Raw genomic sequence first — 15,827 nt, forward strand, 5'->3', positions numbered from 1 at the left:
GTTATACTTGAGAACAATTATGGCGGAATTATCACCCATGGAAAAAGTCATCTCCCTTGCCAAGCGGCGGGGTTTTATATTTCAATCCGGCGAAATCTACGGCGGCCTACAAGGGTTTTGGGATTTTGGCCCCCTGGGTGTTGAGTTGAAAAATAACATCAAGAAGTCCTGGTGGAAGCGATTTGTCCAGGGACGAGCAAATGTGGTTGGGCAGGATGCGGCCATTGTGACCAATCCGACGGTGTGGCAGAAGAGCGGCCACGTGGGCGGCTTTGCTGACACGTTAGTTGAGTGCAAAAAATGCCATCACCGGTTCAAGGCTGATGATTTAGCTGATACCAAGAAATGCCCTGATTGCGGCGGAACACTGACCGAGGCAAAGCAATTCAATACTATGTTCAAAACATTTGTCGGCCCAACTGAGGATTCCGCTAGTGTGGCATATTTGCGTCCGGAAACCGCGCAGAATATTTTTGTAAATTTTGAATTGGTGCGACAGTCGATGCGATTGAAAGTGCCCTTTGGCATTGGGCAGATCGGCAAAGCCTTCCGCAATGAAATCACCCCGGGCAATTTTATTTTCCGCTCGCGTGAATTTGAACAAATGGAGCTGGAGTATTTCATTAATCCAAAAGACGACGAAAAAGAATTTAAGGCATGGGTTGAGGCTAGCATGCAGTGGTTCCTCGATTTGGGTATTAAGAAAGATAATTTACGTTTCTTCGAACAACCCAAGTCGGAACTTGCGCATTATTCAAAAGCCACCACGGACATCGAATACAATTTTCCTTTCTCCTCCAAAGGCGGATCCGCCTCTGGAGGAGACAAAGGCTGGTCAGAGCTGATGGGTATTGCCAACCGAACTGACTTTGACCTGAAGGCGCACGGTTTATCTTATCGCGATGAAGTGTCTAATGAAACATTTGTACCGTATGTGATAGAGCCGTCGGCTGGCGTGGATCGTGCGGCGTTAGCATTTCTTATTGATGCCTATACGGAAATCAGCGGCGGACGCAGTACCACCACCGAGAGCAACAAAGAACAAGAAGTGGTGTTGCGGCTGCATAAAGAATTAGCGCCAATCAAAGTCGCCGTACTTCCATTGTCCAAAAAAGATGAAGTATCGGGTCCAGCCAAAGAAATTGCACAGACATTGCGCCAGCATTGGACCATCCAATATGATGACATTGCCTCTATCGGCCGACGCTATCGTCGTCAAGACGAAATCGGTACGCCCTACTGCGTCACCTATGATTTTGATAGCAATACTGATAAACAAGTGACTGTCCGTGATCGGGATACGATGACCCAGGAACGAATACCCGTCGGGGATTTAGTAGAGTATTTGGGGAAAAAGCTTAGTAGCTAGCGAATATGTAGTCATTAGTGCCCGCAGGGCGGGAGATTCTTCACCGGCTTTGCCGGTTTCAGAATGACAACGGCCATATATGAAATACACCATCACTCGACTATCTCAAAAGCACCTGACTCAAGAATTTTTTGAGGCACTGATGAATTTATCAAAATCAGTACAGGTGAGCATTCCGCGCGCCAGGCAGACATTTAAGAAAATTCAGCGTAATAAAAATCAAGTTCATTTGGTGGCCGTAGATCAGCGCGGCATGGTGCTTGGCTTGACCACGCTTATTCTGGAGCAAAAGTTTGTGCATAATTTCCGGATGATGGGGCATATCGAAGACGTGGTTGTACGTCCGGCTTATGAACGGCGGGGTATTGGTCGGGCACTGATTCGTCAGGCGATTGCTGAAGCGAAAAAGGCTGGCTGCTACCGATTGCGCCTGTTCTGCGCTGACCACAATCTACCATTTTACCGCAAGGCAGGCTTTCGGCCGCATGAAAATGCCATGCAACTTGATTTAATTAAAAAATAAAGCTTACCATCTCCATGTTCACCACCCATACCCTGAAAAATGGCATGCGCGTTATCGTCGCTCCGCTACGGGATACTAAAGCCGTGACGCTTCTAGTCTTAGTCAAAGTCGGCTCTCGATTTGAGGCGCGGAATATCAATGGTATTTCGCATTTTGTGGAGCACTTGATGTTCAAGGGCACCACCAAGCGGCCGACGGCACTGAAGATTACTCGTGAATTGGACGGCATTGGTGCGGAGTACAATGCTTTCACCTCAAAAGACGTGACGGGGTATTATATCAAAGCTCATATTGATAAATTACCATTGCTTCTCGACATGCTGTCAGACATGCTGCAACATTCGATTTTTGATCCCAAGGAAATTGAGCGGGAGCGCGGCGTCATCATTGAGGAAATCAATATGTACGAGGATAATCCCTTGATGATGATGGAAGATGTGTTTGAACAAACGGTGTGGGGTGATCATCCGCTAGGCTGGAATATCGCCGGTCCGAAATCAGTTATTCAGAAAGTAACTCGCCAGCAATTATTGGATTACTACAACACCTATTACCGACCGACCAACATGTTGGTGGCTGTATCTGGAAACGTCAGCGAAACGGTGGTGGATGATATTAGTCGGCACTTTGCGCGCGGCACTTCCCAGAAAAAATCCTATTCTTTCCGCGCTGTTCCACCGGTACAGCGGGAGCCGCATGTCATGGTGAAGAAAAAAGATACCGAGCAGATTCAACTGGGCCTTGGGTTCCCCGCGTATCCGCATGGGCATAAGGATTTATACCCACTCTACTTATTGAATGTGATTATGGGTGGTAATATGAGCTCTCGACTGTTCATGTCGATTCGTGAGAAAAAAGGATTGTGTTATTTTATCCGCACCAGCGTGAATCCGTATGAGGACACGGGTATTTTTATGGTACAGGCTGGCTTGGATAAGTCTCGGATTGATGAAGCGGTCACCGCCATTCTGGAAGAGCTGAATAAGGTGAAGGTAGCCGGGATTACTTCCGCAGAATTGAAGAAAGCGCGCGAATTTATTAAGGGTAAATTGATCCTTGATCTGGAAGCGTCTGATGAAGTTGCCTCGTGGCTGGCTCGACAAATGCTTTTTGAGAAAAAAGTTAAAACGCCAGCCGAAATGATTGAACGATTGGAGAAGGTAACCATCGCCGACATTAAACGAGTGGCACGCGATGTGATTCGGCGCGACCGCATTAATCTCGCCCTGATTGGGCCATTGGATTCAGCTGAGCGATTTTCCCGATTATTAAAGGTATAGTATACTGATTATTGGAGGATTTGCCGCAGTATGAGTGAGCATCACGATAAGCAATTCACGATTAATATTTCGACCGGATCTATTGTTCGATTTCTGGTTATTTTAGCCGTATTGGGCATCGTGTATTTGCTGCGCGAGGTGATTTTGATTTTGATTGTGGCAATTATTATAGCCAGTGCGCTCAATCCCTGGGTGGCCAGTTTGCAGCGTCGGGGCATCCCGCGCATTGTGGCAACCCTGTGCATTTACATTTTATTTTTTGGTTCATTTATCGTGGTGTTGATGCTGATGATACCGCCGATTGCTGGACAGATTTCCGATATTGCCCATAATTTTCCGCAGTACTATAATCGGGTCGTCAATGATTTTCAGCAATTTCAGGATTTTTCATTGCAGCAGAAAGTATTGGATAATTTAGATTCAGTTTTCAAATCGCTGGAAACGAATATCGGAAAATCCAGCGGTGGTATCTTCAGTCTGCTCGGAGGAGTCTTCGGTGGTTTCTTTGCTTTCATTGGCGTGGTTGTCATTACTTTTTACATGTTGCTGGAGGACAACGCTCTCAAAACGTTTATCCGTTCAGTCACCCCAGTCAAATACCAGCCGTATGTTTTTCAGCTGGTGAATCGATCACAGGATAATTTGCGCATGTGGCTTAGAGGTCAATTAATTTTAAGTTTGATTATTGGCGTACTAACATATATTGGATTAACTTTATTGGGCGTTGAATACGCGTTGGTATTAGCTCTCTGGGCGGCGCTGACTGAGTTTATTCCGTATCTGGGACCGACACTGGGCGCAATTCCCGCGGTGTTTATTGGGTTGACCACGGGCAATTTTATTCAGGGTGTGGCGGTGGTTGGGCTGTACGTCGTTATTCAGCAATTAGAAAATCATCTGATCGTTCCGAAAGTCATGCAAAAGGCAGTCGGCCTCAATCCATTGGTGGTCATCGTATTGATGTTAGTTGGCGCAAAATTAGCGGGCATTCTCGGATTATTACTGGCCGTGCCGTTTGGCTTGATAGTCAAGTCGTTCGTGGATGATTTTACGGCAACGAAAGAGGAGAAAGAGGCGGTACTCGAGAATTAAAAAAATGGAGCGACCGGGGAGGCCCGATCGCTCAGTGAAGTGGTAATGTTGAGAATTACCGAGGTTTGAAATGAAGGTGGCTAGAAGTGCCTTCACGTTTTCTTTTGTTTGCCCGTTTATGGCGGGTCAACAATTTGTTTTTCCGAACCGATGGCGGTTCATAGCGCCCATAGGTGCGTCGTGTGTCCGCGGTAACGCGGGTTTTTTCCAGCAGGTGCCGGAGTCGACGGATGGCGCTTTCGATTGATTCGCCTTCACGGACACGCACGCCGCCATTTCCTGTTTTCCGGGATTTGATTGGCGGTGGTGGCTGACTCCACAGATACCCTCTTCCTCCCGTAGTCGGGCGGTCATACAAACCATAGGTTATGGGGTTGTACATTGTTCCTCCTCAGTCGTTGTATTGGAGACTATACTTGATTGACGAAAGTACGAGTAGCATTGTATGTTGGATGAGCATAGCAATGGCATATTAATTAGTCAATATGGAATCTAGACAAGGCACTCTTTTTATTATTGCTACTCCCATTGGAAATCTCGAAGACATAACATTTCGAGCTATTCGTGTGTTGAAAGAGTCTGATCTGATACTCTGTGAGGATACGCGGCACACTGCCCAGCTGCTCAATCATTTCGAGATCAAGCGGCCGCTTTTGAGCTACCACCAACATTCGACGGTGCAGAAAGTTGACGAAATTATTCAGTATCTCCGGGAAGGGAAGTCGTTAGCGCTAGTTTCAGATGCGGGTACGCCGGGGATTTCTGATCCGGGTGGCGTCTTGATTCACCAGGTGGTACAGGCGTTAGGCGAATCGGTGCGTATTGTGCCGATTCCTGGTGCGTCGGCTTTGGCAACCATGATATCAGTCGCCGGTGTGCCAATGGATAAATTTGTCTTCTTTGGTTTCTTGCCACACAAAAAAGGACGCCAGACTCTTTTTCAGGAGATTGCGGAATCAGAACGCACCGTTATTTTTTATGAATCCACCCATCGCATCATAAAGGCGCTTGAATCATTAGTATCAGTATTAGCGCCTGATCGACAGATCGTGGTTGGTCGAGAGTTGACCAAGCAATTTGAAACCATCTATCGCGGGTCAGCAGCCGAGGTTCTGACTGCACTGCAAGCTGATGTCGTCAAAGGGGAATTTGTGGTGGTGGTGAGTGGGAAGTAATATATTTAGTGATAAAAAATTTGACACAGTGTTTTGTTCTGACCTGATGCGGGCGATTGATTCCGCGCATTTGGTATTTGGCAAGCAATAAGAGATCATTCAGGACAAACGATTGTGCGAAGTAAATTACGGAGATTGGAATGAATGGCGATAAGATTCATTTTTTGGTAGTGATTACCACATTTTAAATGAAAAGCCGCAAGAATGTTTCATCTTACGGCTTATTTGTGCATTGCTTGCAACTGGCTAATCTTCGGTGTACCCTTTGCCGTTGCACGAAGGGCAGTCTCCACTACCGCCACACTTGTAGCAGTCGTCATCTGGCATGAATGCAGGATGCCCATCGCCTTGGCATTCAGCGCATTTGCCGTCGCCGATGTCACCATGATGCAGATCATTGATTTCATCGTTGCAATCATCGCATTTAGCGATGCCAAGCGTTCTTCGCCATTTGTCATCGTCATCTACATCCTCCCTATCGCCGCTTGAGTCAGAAGAATGCAAACTCGATGAGCTAGAGCTTGGGGCTGAATAATCACCTGAACTTGATGACCAATCAGATGAGCGTGATGATGGAGGCCTCGGTTTACTGATCGGCACAGCTTTAGGAGCAACGACGGCTGCTGCCGCCGCATGTTGTACTGCAGCTATTCGTACAGCTTCTTTCTGTTGCATCTCCCACTCTTTCCTTTTCCGCTCGTTTTCTGCCATTTTTTCACAAAACATAATAATGCCAATAATGAATATAATAATCATTATCGCGAGCGCAATAGCTGCTAGTATTGAAGTAACAATTATAGCCCAAAGTATTTTAATACAGACGACAAATCCTATATACATTTCCCCCCAAAATGTATGAGCAGGCTGCGCTCTGTATTTTTTTGGGCACAGATCAGTGTCGGAAGAAAAGCCGAATACGCAACGTGCGTTTTCTGGACCCCATCGTTCAACGGCAATAATAAAAACAGTAAAGCAAGCACCAAGCCAGATGAATCCGGATAGTATCCACATATACCAAGTCATGATATAGCTCCTTGTATTGTAAAGAACGTTTATGTATTCAAATCACCATACTTTTATTGAATCAATTTGTCAATGGGTTATGCGGGAAATTTTTTTAAGTCAGGTGGAGGAGTGAATCTTCACGATTTTTGGTATACTATATAGTGGGTTATATAGTTTGATTATTAACGTAACCACCATGGATGCTCAACAAAAAAAATCATTTTTCAAGCGGTTTTGGTGGATTGGCTTCCTAGGCATTGCCGCAATTGCAGTCGTTGTAATCGTAATGAATGGAAGTAAGTTTTCGAGTAATTCAGAGGCTATAAATAAAAAAGAAATTACGGAAAAACAAACAACGAAATCCAACAACACGTTGCAGTCAACTATCAACAAACCGTGCCCAGCTAACCTTTCGGGAATTTTGACGTATCCATTCATGGAATCAAAATACATTGCCGCTCTAACTCCATTGGGCAACATCAATCCCCCCGGACACACCTCGCCGGTCGATCATGTGTATTTTGCCACAACGTATGAGGGTCGGATTCCGCTCTATGCTCCGGCCGATGCGGTGATAACGAGTATCCTCATTGATTCAGTTCAGGACGATCAAGGCACGTATACACCGACTGGCTATGTCATCTCATACACCGTGTGTGATGGTGTTGTGCTCGATTTTGCGGCTTATACTGACGTCATTCAGCCGATTAAAGATGCAATCGCGAATCTGTCCCCAAGCTGTACCTACGGGATCGAAAAAAGCGAACATGAGAAGGCAGGTGGTCAGTGTGGCTACCAGCTTTCGTATCCAGTGACTGCTGGTCAGGAAATCGGCTGGGTTCAGGCAATTAAACGCTCGGAAGGTGAATTAAATTTGCCTTTTGAAATCTGGGCGGCTAATTACAATGAGCCTGCGCCAAGTCAGACAAACTGGGAATACTACAATGATGATCGATACGCCCATATTATCTGTTTATTTGATTTATATACTGGCGATTTGAAAAAACAATATGAACAGAAGTTTGGCAGGTGGGAAACCGGGGACTATAAAGATCCTTTCACTGGCACGATTACGCCGAATCCTTCCGGCGGCATGTTTATCCCTCGCACTGTCGAACCGCTTTGCGGCCAGGTTGATCAGGATGTAACTGATACGATACAGGGCATGTGGTTTAGCCAAAAACCTGATAATAATGATAAAAGCGGCAACATAGCCGGAACCGGTCAAGGATTGGCGATTGTCCACGACAATCTCAATCCGACACTTGGTGTCGTTTCAATTGGGGGAGAATTGACTGGCGCGCTTGACGGTAGCTTTCTTTTTGTTCCGGAGCACGAAGGAACCGTAAATCGTGAGCCGAGTGAAGTGACGGCCGATGGTAAAGTATATTGCTATGACACGCGATCCAAATCGTGGGGGGATCAGTCTACGGCGGGTCAAAAAATTCTAGTACAACTCATTGATAGCCATCATCTCATCGCAGAAAATAAATCCGGTTCCTGCCTGGCGGAAGAAATTATCTCGACGCCCTATCAATTTGAACGGTAAAATCTAATCGGAAATTCTAAAATATTTTTATTGACAGCTAACGGTAAGTTCCAGTATGCTGTCATAATCAAACGGCACATTTCAGTAAACATTTTTTCACGGAGGGACGCATGAATAAGTCTCGGAAGGCGCTTTTGTTTGGGGCGGCGGGCTTAGTGCTCGGTTCCTATGGGGGATTCAATTTTCATGTCATTGGCTTCGGGCCATTGCTTTTGTTTGGCGCAGTGTTCGTGCTTGGCTCTATCAAAGCGAGTGGGACGAATGGAATCGCCGATGCGGTGATTTTTCTGGTAGCCATGGCGGTCGCGATCTATGTGCACCGCGAAGACTCACCGAAGATATTCCGCATCATTCTGATGATCATTGAAGGGGCTATCTACAGCACGATTTTGGCACAGATTTTTTTGAAGCGGCGCATTGGCTTCGAACATGTACGTATGGATTGACGCTTCTGCGGCATCGTGTTACCAGTCATTCTCGTTTGAAGAGTGGCTGGTATTTTATTTTTGAAGATTGAATCGGATTAATTAATAAAAAAGAGCCTCATAGTGTAATTACGAGACTCTTATGCCACCAGCTCGAGCTGGTGGAGTATACGTCGTAACAGGTGATCGGCGCCAGTTTCGCGCATGACCATATGGCCAAACTGATGCATGATCATGGTGCTGTCTGGAGCGTATTTACGAACTAAGGAGTGCTGGATCCGCAAGGGGACCACTTGATCATTTTTGCCTGCGACGATCAGGATTTGGCGCGAATGAATGTGCGGAACTCGCACTGTGTTCAAGATAATGGATTGAAGCACTCGTCCAATACGAGGCGGATCGACCTGCCGTAGGCTCTGGAGACCGTCAAGTTGGTCAAACAAATCATCCTGCCATCGCTGACGGATTGTCGGCGGAAGCTTACCTCTGACCCACGTGAGCGCCTCACGGTAAAGCTGACATTCATCAAGGTTGCGGTTTACCCCTCGCGTGAAGAGATGTTTGAATATTTGGGGCGTGTATCGTGGCAGATGAGCCGTCCAATACCAGCCAATATTACGAATGCCAAATGGGGCAACGCTGGCGATAAGCACCACGGCGGGGATAGCGCGTTTTGACGCCACGACCTGGGCAATCAAACCACCGAGCGAATGTCCGCATAGAACCGGCACTACTCCGTATTCAGATTGAATACGATCTAAAGCGTCATGGACGATTGCCACGTAGTCATTGATTGACAGGCTCGTCTTTCCGGTTGGGAAGTTGATGGACCACGATTGGTATCCATGGTCGGCGCACTGCCGTGCCCATTCACCCCAAATCGTTGCATCATTCCACAGACCATGAATGAAGAATATGGATTTGTCGGATACGCTCCACTTGGCCGGAGCGTAGTGTAGCGTATAATTGGTTTTCACCACAGTACCCTCCATTATTTAAGATTTAAGGAACAAAACTATTTCACCCCACTATACTGTGTGTCATGATAATTGTAAAGTCTCGCTGGGCATCCGGGGAGTCGCGTGGGTTGACCAATATTTTACTTTACACAAATTATTGATATACTGAAGCTATAATTCATTAATCAAATAGTCCTATGTCAGAAAAAGCAGTGCACATCGGCCAAGCCATTGGTTTTGGCTGGGCGTCGATTAAGAAAGATTTTTGGTATTTAATTGCGTTGTCGGTTATTGTCGCGGTTGTTAACGGATTTCCAAGCATGATTGACAATGATAATAATACACTTGGATTGCTGGGGCTGCTTTTGAGCGCTTGGATTACCAGTGGCATGCTCCGTATTGTCATTGACTATGTTCGGGGCACTAAGCGTGAATTGACGGATGTGTTTACCCAGACAAAATATTTCTTGCGGGTGTTCCTTGGTATGATTTTCTTGGGGATTATTTTCGTTGTTGGCTTAGTTCTCTTTATTATTCCGGGCATTTACCTCGCTTTGAAATATTCATTTACCATGTATTTCATCGTGGATAAGGACATGAGCATCACTGACGCGATGAAAGCGAGCGCGCACATGACAAGCGGAATCAAAGGGTCGTTATTTGGTTTAGCGATGGCGTCTTTCGGCGTTTTCATACTTGGCGCTATCGCCTTTGGTATCGGCATCTTTGTAGCTATACCGATCGTCTGGCTGGCATACGGGTATGTGTACAATAGTTTGTTGGCTTCAGTACCAGCGGCTCAGACGGTGGTCGCTTCAGCAACACCGGCGAAAAAGTAACCAGAATTTTTCAGATAGCCGCTGATACACGCATGTGTGTCAGCGGTTTTGGTTGTTCGTTGACAAAAAGAAGAAAACGCTATACGATAGGGCATCAAGAAATAGCTCTGTTAAATAATAATCTCTCGATAGCATGGAGGATAGTATGAACATGTTTCAGTATCTTTGGGCGGATTTCATATCCCAGTGGCCGCGTGTCGACAAAATGGCTCTTAGCCTGGTCGTACTCCTGTTTCTCGGGATTGTCATCTTTCTTGCATTCTTAGCAAAAAAGATTGACTCTTTGTTTGGTCGAGCAGTACTTGCCTGACGCCTCACCGTATCCTCGTCAGATGAGTCAAAACCGCAACGTCACTTAAGTGGTACTGCGGTTTTTTTATATACGGCTACAATACTTCACATACCTCAATCCGAAGATTTTTGGTATACTATATGACTCGAACATTTTTTGCAAATGTTAGAAATGATTAGCCTTGTTATACCAACATATAATCGTCTTACTCGTTTACGTGACTGTCTACACTCAGTGACAAAGTTAGCACACACAGAGTATGAGATATTGGTGGTCAATGACGGGTCGACTGATGGTACGAGAGCATACCTTGATAGTCTGACTGATCCACGCATCACGGTTATCCATCATGAAAAAAATCGTGGGCAATCTCAAGCGCGTACGAGCGGATTTTGCCAGGCTCGAGGAACTATCGTAGCGTTTACGGATGATGATTGCATTGTAGATAGCCACTGGCTCAATGAGCTTGAGTCAGCCGTGCGATTTGGATCATATGATTTTGTGTTTGGGGCAACGTTTTATGTCAACCAGCAGTATCAGGGCTATTTCCCCGAACGGTTAACCAGTAATGGCGGCGGCCGTTGGCCAGGTGGAGCAAATATTGCGTTTACTAAAAAGCTTTTGGATCGCATCGGATCTTTTGAAAGCACTTTTGATGAATATCATAACGAGGACACCGAATTGGCAATCCGCGCGGTAGCCTCAGGTGCACGGTACGGGCGGGTGCCGCAAGCGCTTGTTTACCATCAGCCCGAAACTTGGACCATCAGAAGCCTGCTGGCTTCATCAAAAAATCTGGCTGTTTGGCCAGTCTTAAAGAAAATGTATCCTATACACTATCTTGCTTTTGGCGGTCCGGCCCGATGGCGTGTCGTTGTCGAGCCGTCTGATTATATTAAAATTGCGTTACTGCCTTTACTCATTCCATTACTACTGGTGAGATATTGGTATCATGGTAAGCGAGGACTGCTTATTTTTTTTACTAAATGGCCAGTCTGGATTCTGATGCGGCGGTGGCAGGTGATTAGACAGGCCATCAGACAGAGGGTCTTCATGGTTTAGTCTGATGAGTGGGTACTAGCTTGGATTAGAAATATTCGGTTAATTGATACCTCAATCCGAAAATTTTTGGTATACTATACATATTATGGCACAGCGATTTTATGTAACAACACCTATTTATTACGTCAATGATAAGCCGCATATTGGGCATGCCTACACCACGATTGCGGCCGATGTTTTGGCGCGGTATTACCGGCTGCAGGGAGCTGAGGTGTTTTTTTTGACTGGTACTGATGAGCATGGCGACAAAGTAGCAGAAAGCGCGGAAAAGGCCGGTCAGTCAGTGCGGGCGTTTGTTGATCAGAATGCCGGTGAATTTTCAAAAACGTTTGCTAATCTTGAGATTAGCCATGATATATTCATGCGGACGACGCTGAAGGAACACGAGGCTTCGGTGAAAATCTTCATGGAAAAATTGCATGCCAACGATGCCCTCTATCAGGGGACGTACGAGGGACTGTACTGCCGCGGGTGTGAGGACTTTTATACTGAGAAAGATTTGATCGACGGCCTGTGCCCGATTCACAAGAAAAAACCCGAAGTGGTAAAAGAGAAGAACTGGTTTTTCAAATTAACCCAATACCTTCCTGAAGTACAGCGCTTAATTCAGGACGGGGTATTAGCCATCGAGCCAGACTCGCGCCGTAGCGAAGTATTGGGGTTATTCAAGCAAGGCTTGAAGGATTTTTCCGTGACCCGTGAGCGGGTCAAATGGGGGATTGATTTTCCAATTGATCCAAAGCAAAAAATTTACGTCTGGGTCGAAGCTTTGCAGAATTACATTTCCGCTATCGGTTATGGTATTAATCAGGATGAATTTGTGAAATGGTGGCCGGCAGATGTCCACTTGATGGCAAAGGATATCGTGAAGTTTCACGCCATTTATTGGCCAGCCATGTTGCTGGCAGCCGGGGAGGAATTGCCGAAGAAAATATTTGCGCACGGCTTCTTTAGCCTTAATGGGCAAAAAATGTCCAAGTCATTGGGCAACGTCATTGATCCTAATGACTTGGTGACTCAATTTGGCGCAGATGCAACGCGGTATTTGTTGCTGTCGCAATTTCCTTTTGGTCAAGACGGTGACATCAAACAAGAATTATTTATTGAAAAATATAATGCTGACCTCGCCAACAACCTGGGCAATCTCGTGAGTCGGGTGTTAAATATGATTGAGCAGTATTGCGATGGTCGGATACCCCAGGATGTCATTTCACCAATATTCCTTGACGAAGTCGGTCTGCATATTGAACGGCTTGAATTTGACTTGGCATTGAAAAAAATGTGGTCCGCAATTGATGATGCTAATCATATGATAGACGACCAAAAACCCTGGGTGCTGGCAAAAGATCCCGCCCAGCGCGAAGCACTGGAGTTGCTCTTGTCCCAGCTGGCACGATTTTTACTGGATCTGGTGAAGGTATTAGAGCCCTTCATGCCCAATGCCGCCGCGCAGATCGTGGGCGCATTTTCCGCGGAAAAAATCGTAAAAGGAGAACCATTATTTAAACGAAAATAGTGTATGGGCACACTTGATCTTATTATTCTTATCTTATTTCTCGGCTTTATTGGCTCTGGTTTTTGGTTTGGTTTTATTCACACGCTCGGAACAATTATCGGGGTAGTAGTAGGGGTGATTGCGGCGGGTCAATTATATGATGGTGTTTCATCTTTTTTTCAAATGTTTTTGTTGAAGCCGAATATTGCAGATCTGGTCGCCTTTGCCGTCATCTTTATTGCCACAAGCCAGCTGGTGGGTTGGGTAGCGAAAATGTTTGATAGCGGATTTAAGCTGGTGCGGCTATTTCCCTTCGTCAGTTCAGCTAACCGATTGGCCGGCGCCATGCTCGGATTTATCGAGGGAGCACTGGTCATTGGCGTTGTCTTATTTGTGGCGAGTAATTTTGAACTATCGCCAAGCATTAACCAGGCAATCAGCGATTCCGTATTGGCCGGGCTGTTTATGACTATTGCCAGTATTTTGACTCCGCTGATTCCCGCCTCACTGAAGATTGAGGTCATTTCCTAGCATGTTGATAGATACCCATTGCCATTTGAATTTTGCTGCTTACCGTGATGACTTGGATGCGGTGATTCAGCGTACACGCGATGAACATGTGCGGGTAATTAATGTTGGTTCGCAGTATTCTACCAGCCAGCGCGCGGTCAAATTGGCAAAAGAGCATCCCGGACAAATGTTTGCGGCAGTCGGTCTGCATCCGATTCACCTTTTTGATATGGATGTGGATGAAGGTGAGGATTCATTTCATACCCGGCGAGAAGAATTTAAAACAGAGGACTATGCTGAGTTAGCCCAAGCTCCCGGCGTGGTGGCGATTGGGGAAATGGGAATTGATTATTATCATAAACCGACCGGCATTTCTGATGATGAATTTATTCAAAAGCAAAAATGGACTTTCATCAAAGCTATTCAACTCGCGCAGAAAATCAATAAACCAATTATTATTCATACGCGCGGCGCTAAGGCTGACCCTGCACGTGCATATGTAGATATGCTAGAGCTGATCACAGAAGCAAATTTTTCAAACGCCGTGGTGCATTGCTTTACGGAGGATTGGGTAATAGCAAAAAAGATATTAGATGCCGGTTTGATGATTTCTTTTACGGGTATTATTACTTTTCCGAAGACGCACAAGCTGGAGGAGGTGGTAAAGAAAACTCCATTGGATAGCATGATGGTAGAAACAGACTCGCCCTATTTGGCTCCACAGTTAGTGCGGGGGAAACGAAACGAACCGCGCTATGTGCGGTATGTGGTTGATCGGATTGCTCAGATCAAAGGGTTGTCGTACGAGGAGGTTGAGGTGCAGACGACGAAAAATGCCGAGACTTTTTTCAAACTTCCCGGCTAGAGTAAAATATATTTAGATAAAGAGAAAGGTCGGATATGCATATGCATTCCGACCGTATATTTGTAGTGATGAAAGGGCGAATGAATTGGTGCTAAGGAGCGAAGGAAAGTGATAAAGGAAGGGGGTTTGTGTTGATTTTGGTGTTGGGGGGTTGGGGGAGAAAGGAAGGGGGTTGGGGGAAAGTATCTCTATTATAAACCCCTTATTTTTTAATGACAAGGACATACTTGTGGATAACTATTATTAATAAAAGGCCGTCTAAGCCGCTGTTTTGCGCTTGCAGGGCGCCAATGCTACAATAGGCTATATGCCATCTGATATTCTTGTTGCCATTATTGGAGTGCTCATCCTGATTGGGGTGGTGGTTTTGATAGTGAATGCACGGAAGCAATTGGGAACCGGCGACGTATCGCCGGAGTTTTTTGAGAAGATGGTACGATTAGAAGAGCGGATTACCCAGCTTAATGAAAAAAGCGGAGAAATGTCTCGCATGATGGACACGAAGCTTGGTGAATCAACCCGTGCCATCCAAGCGCAATTTGGGGAATCAGCGAAAATAGTGCAACACGTGACCGAGAAATTAACTCGTTTGGATGAAACCAACCGGCAGGTGCTCAATTTTTCTGATCAGCTCAAACGCCTCCAAGACACCCTGACGAATCCAAAACAGCGCGGGATCTTGGGTGAGTATTATTTGGAGGAAACGCTTAAAAATGTTTTACCGCCAAACTCGTATCAAATGCAATACAAGTTTAAGGACGGCGAAATCGTCGATGCGGTGGTTTTTGTCAAAGACAAGATAATTCCAGTTGACTCGAAATTTTCACTAGAAAATTACCAGCGCGTCTTGGACGCACCGGATGATGCTTCGCGTGAGCACTATGAAAAGCAGTTTAAGATTGACTTGAAAAATCGTATCGATGAAACTGCCAAATATGTTCGTCCGAGCGAAAAGACGATGGAATTCGCTTTCATGTTTATTCCCTCTGAAGCGATTTATTATGATCTGTTAGTTAATAAAGTTGGTGTCGTAAAAGTGGCCACACGGGATTTGATAGAATACGCGTTCAAAGAAAAGCATGTCGTGATTGTTTCGCCCACCAGTTTCTTAGCTTATTTGCAGACAGTCTTGCAAGGTTTACGGGCAATGCAGATTGAGGAATCAGCGGAAGAGATTCGGAAGAATGTGGAGGTATTATCGAAACACATCATGGCGTATGACAGCTATTTGCAAAAGCTCGGTCAGCATTTAGGCACTACCGTGAATACATATAACACTGCCTATAAAGAATTCAAAAAAATTGATAAGGACGTGGTAAAGATCGCCCAAAAGGGCGGAGAGGTCATACCGATAGAACTGCCACGCCCGCAGGACGAGTAATATCCA

17 protein-coding genes are annotated in these 15,827 nt (G+C 45.7%); 14 read left to right on the top strand and 3 right to left on the bottom strand.

Features of this window, described 5'->3' with window-relative positions:
- The first annotated feature begins 19 nt into the window (after positions 1-19).
- The 4 genes from HZC01_03865 (at position 20) to HZC01_03880 (ending at position 4,264) form a co-directional block, all read left to right on the top strand.
- Positions 20-1,369, top strand: a complete 1,350-nt coding sequence (locus HZC01_03865; protein MBI5037808.1) for a glycine--tRNA ligase — start codon at positions 20-22, stop codon at positions 1,367-1,369.
- A gap of 79 nt (positions 1,370-1,448) precedes the next feature.
- On the top strand, positions 1,449-1,892 hold the full coding sequence (locus HZC01_03870) for a GNAT family N-acetyltransferase (protein ID MBI5037809.1): 444 nt from the start codon (positions 1,449-1,451) through the stop codon (positions 1,890-1,892).
- 14 nt (positions 1,893-1,906) lie between these two features.
- On the top strand, positions 1,907-3,172 hold the full coding sequence (locus HZC01_03875; protein MBI5037810.1) for an insulinase family protein: 1,266 nt from the start codon (positions 1,907-1,909) through the stop codon (positions 3,170-3,172).
- A 30-nt stretch (positions 3,173-3,202) separates the two neighbouring features.
- A complete protein-coding gene (locus HZC01_03880) occupies positions 3,203-4,264 on the top strand; it encodes an AI-2E family transporter (protein MBI5037811.1) in 1,062 nt (353 codons plus the stop codon).
- Between the two features lie 55 nt (positions 4,265-4,319).
- Here HZC01_03880 and rpsU read toward each other — a convergent pair whose 3' ends face one another.
- Positions 4,320-4,646, bottom strand: coding sequence for a 30S ribosomal protein S21 (gene rpsU / locus HZC01_03885; protein ID MBI5037812.1), 327 nt, complete (start codon positions 4,644-4,646; stop codon positions 4,320-4,322).
- 103 nt (positions 4,647-4,749) lie between these two features.
- On the opposite strand from rpsU, the gene rsmI reads away from it, so the two are divergent.
- Complete coding sequence (gene rsmI / locus HZC01_03890; GenBank protein ID MBI5037813.1) at positions 4,750-5,439, top strand: 16S rRNA (cytidine(1402)-2'-O)-methyltransferase; 690 nt, start codon at positions 4,750-4,752, stop codon at positions 5,437-5,439.
- Between the two features lie 246 nt (positions 5,440-5,685).
- On the opposite strand, the gene HZC01_03895 is transcribed toward rsmI, so the two are convergent.
- Complete coding sequence (locus HZC01_03895; protein ID MBI5037814.1) at positions 5,686-6,450, bottom strand: hypothetical protein; 765 nt, start codon at positions 6,448-6,450, stop codon at positions 5,686-5,688.
- A 169-nt stretch (positions 6,451-6,619) separates the two neighbouring features.
- Between HZC01_03895 and HZC01_03900 the strand changes: the two genes are divergently transcribed.
- On the top strand, positions 6,620-7,993 hold the full coding sequence (locus HZC01_03900) for a hypothetical protein (GenBank protein MBI5037815.1): 1,374 nt from the start codon (positions 6,620-6,622) through the stop codon (positions 7,991-7,993).
- Positions 7,994-8,103: 110 nt separating this feature from the next.
- Positions 8,104-8,439, top strand: a complete 336-nt coding sequence (locus tag HZC01_03905; GenBank protein MBI5037816.1) for a hypothetical protein — start codon at positions 8,104-8,106, stop codon at positions 8,437-8,439.
- Positions 8,440-8,558: 119 nt separating this feature from the next.
- Here HZC01_03905 and HZC01_03910 read toward each other — a convergent pair whose 3' ends face one another.
- On the bottom strand, positions 8,559-9,398 hold the full coding sequence (locus HZC01_03910; protein ID MBI5037817.1) for an alpha/beta hydrolase: 840 nt from the start codon (positions 9,396-9,398) through the stop codon (positions 8,559-8,561).
- A gap of 176 nt (positions 9,399-9,574) precedes the next feature.
- Here HZC01_03910 and HZC01_03915 point away from each other — a divergent pair, with 176 nt between their 5' ends.
- The 7 genes from HZC01_03915 to HZC01_03945 all read left to right on the top strand — a co-directional run bounded on the left by HZC01_03915 (position 9,575) and on the right by HZC01_03945 (position 15,821).
- Complete coding sequence (locus HZC01_03915) at positions 9,575-10,216, top strand: hypothetical protein (protein ID MBI5037818.1); 642 nt, start codon at positions 9,575-9,577, stop codon at positions 10,214-10,216.
- 145 nt (positions 10,217-10,361) lie between these two features.
- The gene (locus tag HZC01_03920; GenBank protein MBI5037819.1) at positions 10,362-10,526 is read left to right on the top strand and encodes a hypothetical protein; all 165 of its coding nucleotides are present in this window, start codon (positions 10,362-10,364) and stop codon (positions 10,524-10,526) included.
- A gap of 138 nt (positions 10,527-10,664) precedes the next feature.
- Positions 10,665-11,570 carry a glycosyltransferase family 2 protein gene (locus HZC01_03925; GenBank protein MBI5037820.1) on the top strand — a complete coding sequence of 302 codons (906 nt, stop codon included), beginning with the start codon at positions 10,665-10,667 and terminating at the stop codon, positions 11,568-11,570.
- Positions 11,571-11,655: 85 nt separating this feature from the next.
- Positions 11,656-13,086: a methionine--tRNA ligase gene (locus tag HZC01_03930; GenBank protein MBI5037821.1), complete on the top strand. Its 1,431-nt coding sequence runs from the start codon at positions 11,656-11,658 to the stop codon at positions 13,084-13,086.
- A gap of 3 nt (positions 13,087-13,089) precedes the next feature.
- Positions 13,090-13,596: a CvpA family protein gene (locus HZC01_03935; protein ID MBI5037822.1), complete on the top strand. Its 507-nt coding sequence runs from the start codon at positions 13,090-13,092 to the stop codon at positions 13,594-13,596.
- A gap of 1 nt (position 13,597) precedes the next feature.
- On the top strand, positions 13,598-14,440 hold the full coding sequence (locus HZC01_03940) for a TatD family hydrolase (protein MBI5037823.1): 843 nt from the start codon (positions 13,598-13,600) through the stop codon (positions 14,438-14,440).
- Between the two features lie 430 nt (positions 14,441-14,870).
- The gene (locus HZC01_03945) at positions 14,871-15,821 is read left to right on the top strand and encodes a DNA recombination protein RmuC (protein ID MBI5037824.1); all 951 of its coding nucleotides are present in this window, start codon (positions 14,871-14,873) and stop codon (positions 15,819-15,821) included.
- The last annotated feature ends 6 nt before the right edge of the window (positions 15,822-15,827 follow it).

This window comes from Candidatus Kerfeldbacteria bacterium, assembly GCA_016214565.1.
GTDB lineage: Bacteria > Patescibacteriota > Patescibacteriia > UBA10025 > JAHIVO01 > JAXDBW01.

Bases quoted from the DNA above. Each gene is read 5' to 3' on its own strand.
- HZC01_03875 (MBI5037810.1), top strand. From the start codon at position 1,907: ATGTTCACCACCCATACCCTGAAAAATGGCATGCGCGTTATCGTCGCT.
- HZC01_03880 (MBI5037811.1), top strand. From the start codon at position 3,203: ATGAGTGAGCATCACGATAAGCAATTCACGATTAATATTTCGACCGGA.
- HZC01_03920 (MBI5037819.1), top strand. From the start codon at position 10,362: ATGAACATGTTTCAGTATCTTTGGGCGGATTTCATATCCCAGTGGCCG.
- rpsU (MBI5037812.1), bottom strand. From the start codon at position 4,646: ATGTACAACCCCATAACCTATGGTTTGTATGACCGCCCGACTACGGGA.
- HZC01_03870 (MBI5037809.1), top strand. From the start codon at position 1,449: ATGAAATACACCATCACTCGACTATCTCAAAAGCACCTGACTCAAGAA.
- HZC01_03935 (MBI5037822.1), top strand. From the start codon at position 13,090: ATGGGCACACTTGATCTTATTATTCTTATCTTATTTCTCGGCTTTATT.
- rsmI (MBI5037813.1), top strand. From the start codon at position 4,750: ATGGAATCTAGACAAGGCACTCTTTTTATTATTGCTACTCCCATTGGA.
- HZC01_03895 (MBI5037814.1), bottom strand. From the start codon at position 6,450: ATGTGGATACTATCCGGATTCATCTGGCTTGGTGCTTGCTTTACTGTT.
- HZC01_03915 (MBI5037818.1), top strand. From the start codon at position 9,575: ATGTCAGAAAAAGCAGTGCACATCGGCCAAGCCATTGGTTTTGGCTGG.
- HZC01_03940 (MBI5037823.1), top strand. From the start codon at position 13,598: ATGTTGATAGATACCCATTGCCATTTGAATTTTGCTGCTTACCGTGAT.
- HZC01_03930 (MBI5037821.1), top strand. From the start codon at position 11,656: ATGGCACAGCGATTTTATGTAACAACACCTATTTATTACGTCAATGAT.
- HZC01_03905 (MBI5037816.1), top strand. From the start codon at position 8,104: ATGAATAAGTCTCGGAAGGCGCTTTTGTTTGGGGCGGCGGGCTTAGTG.
- HZC01_03865 (MBI5037808.1), top strand. From the start codon at position 20: ATGGCGGAATTATCACCCATGGAAAAAGTCATCTCCCTTGCCAAGCGG.
- HZC01_03945 (MBI5037824.1), top strand. From the start codon at position 14,871: ATGGTACGATTAGAAGAGCGGATTACCCAGCTTAATGAAAAAAGCGGA.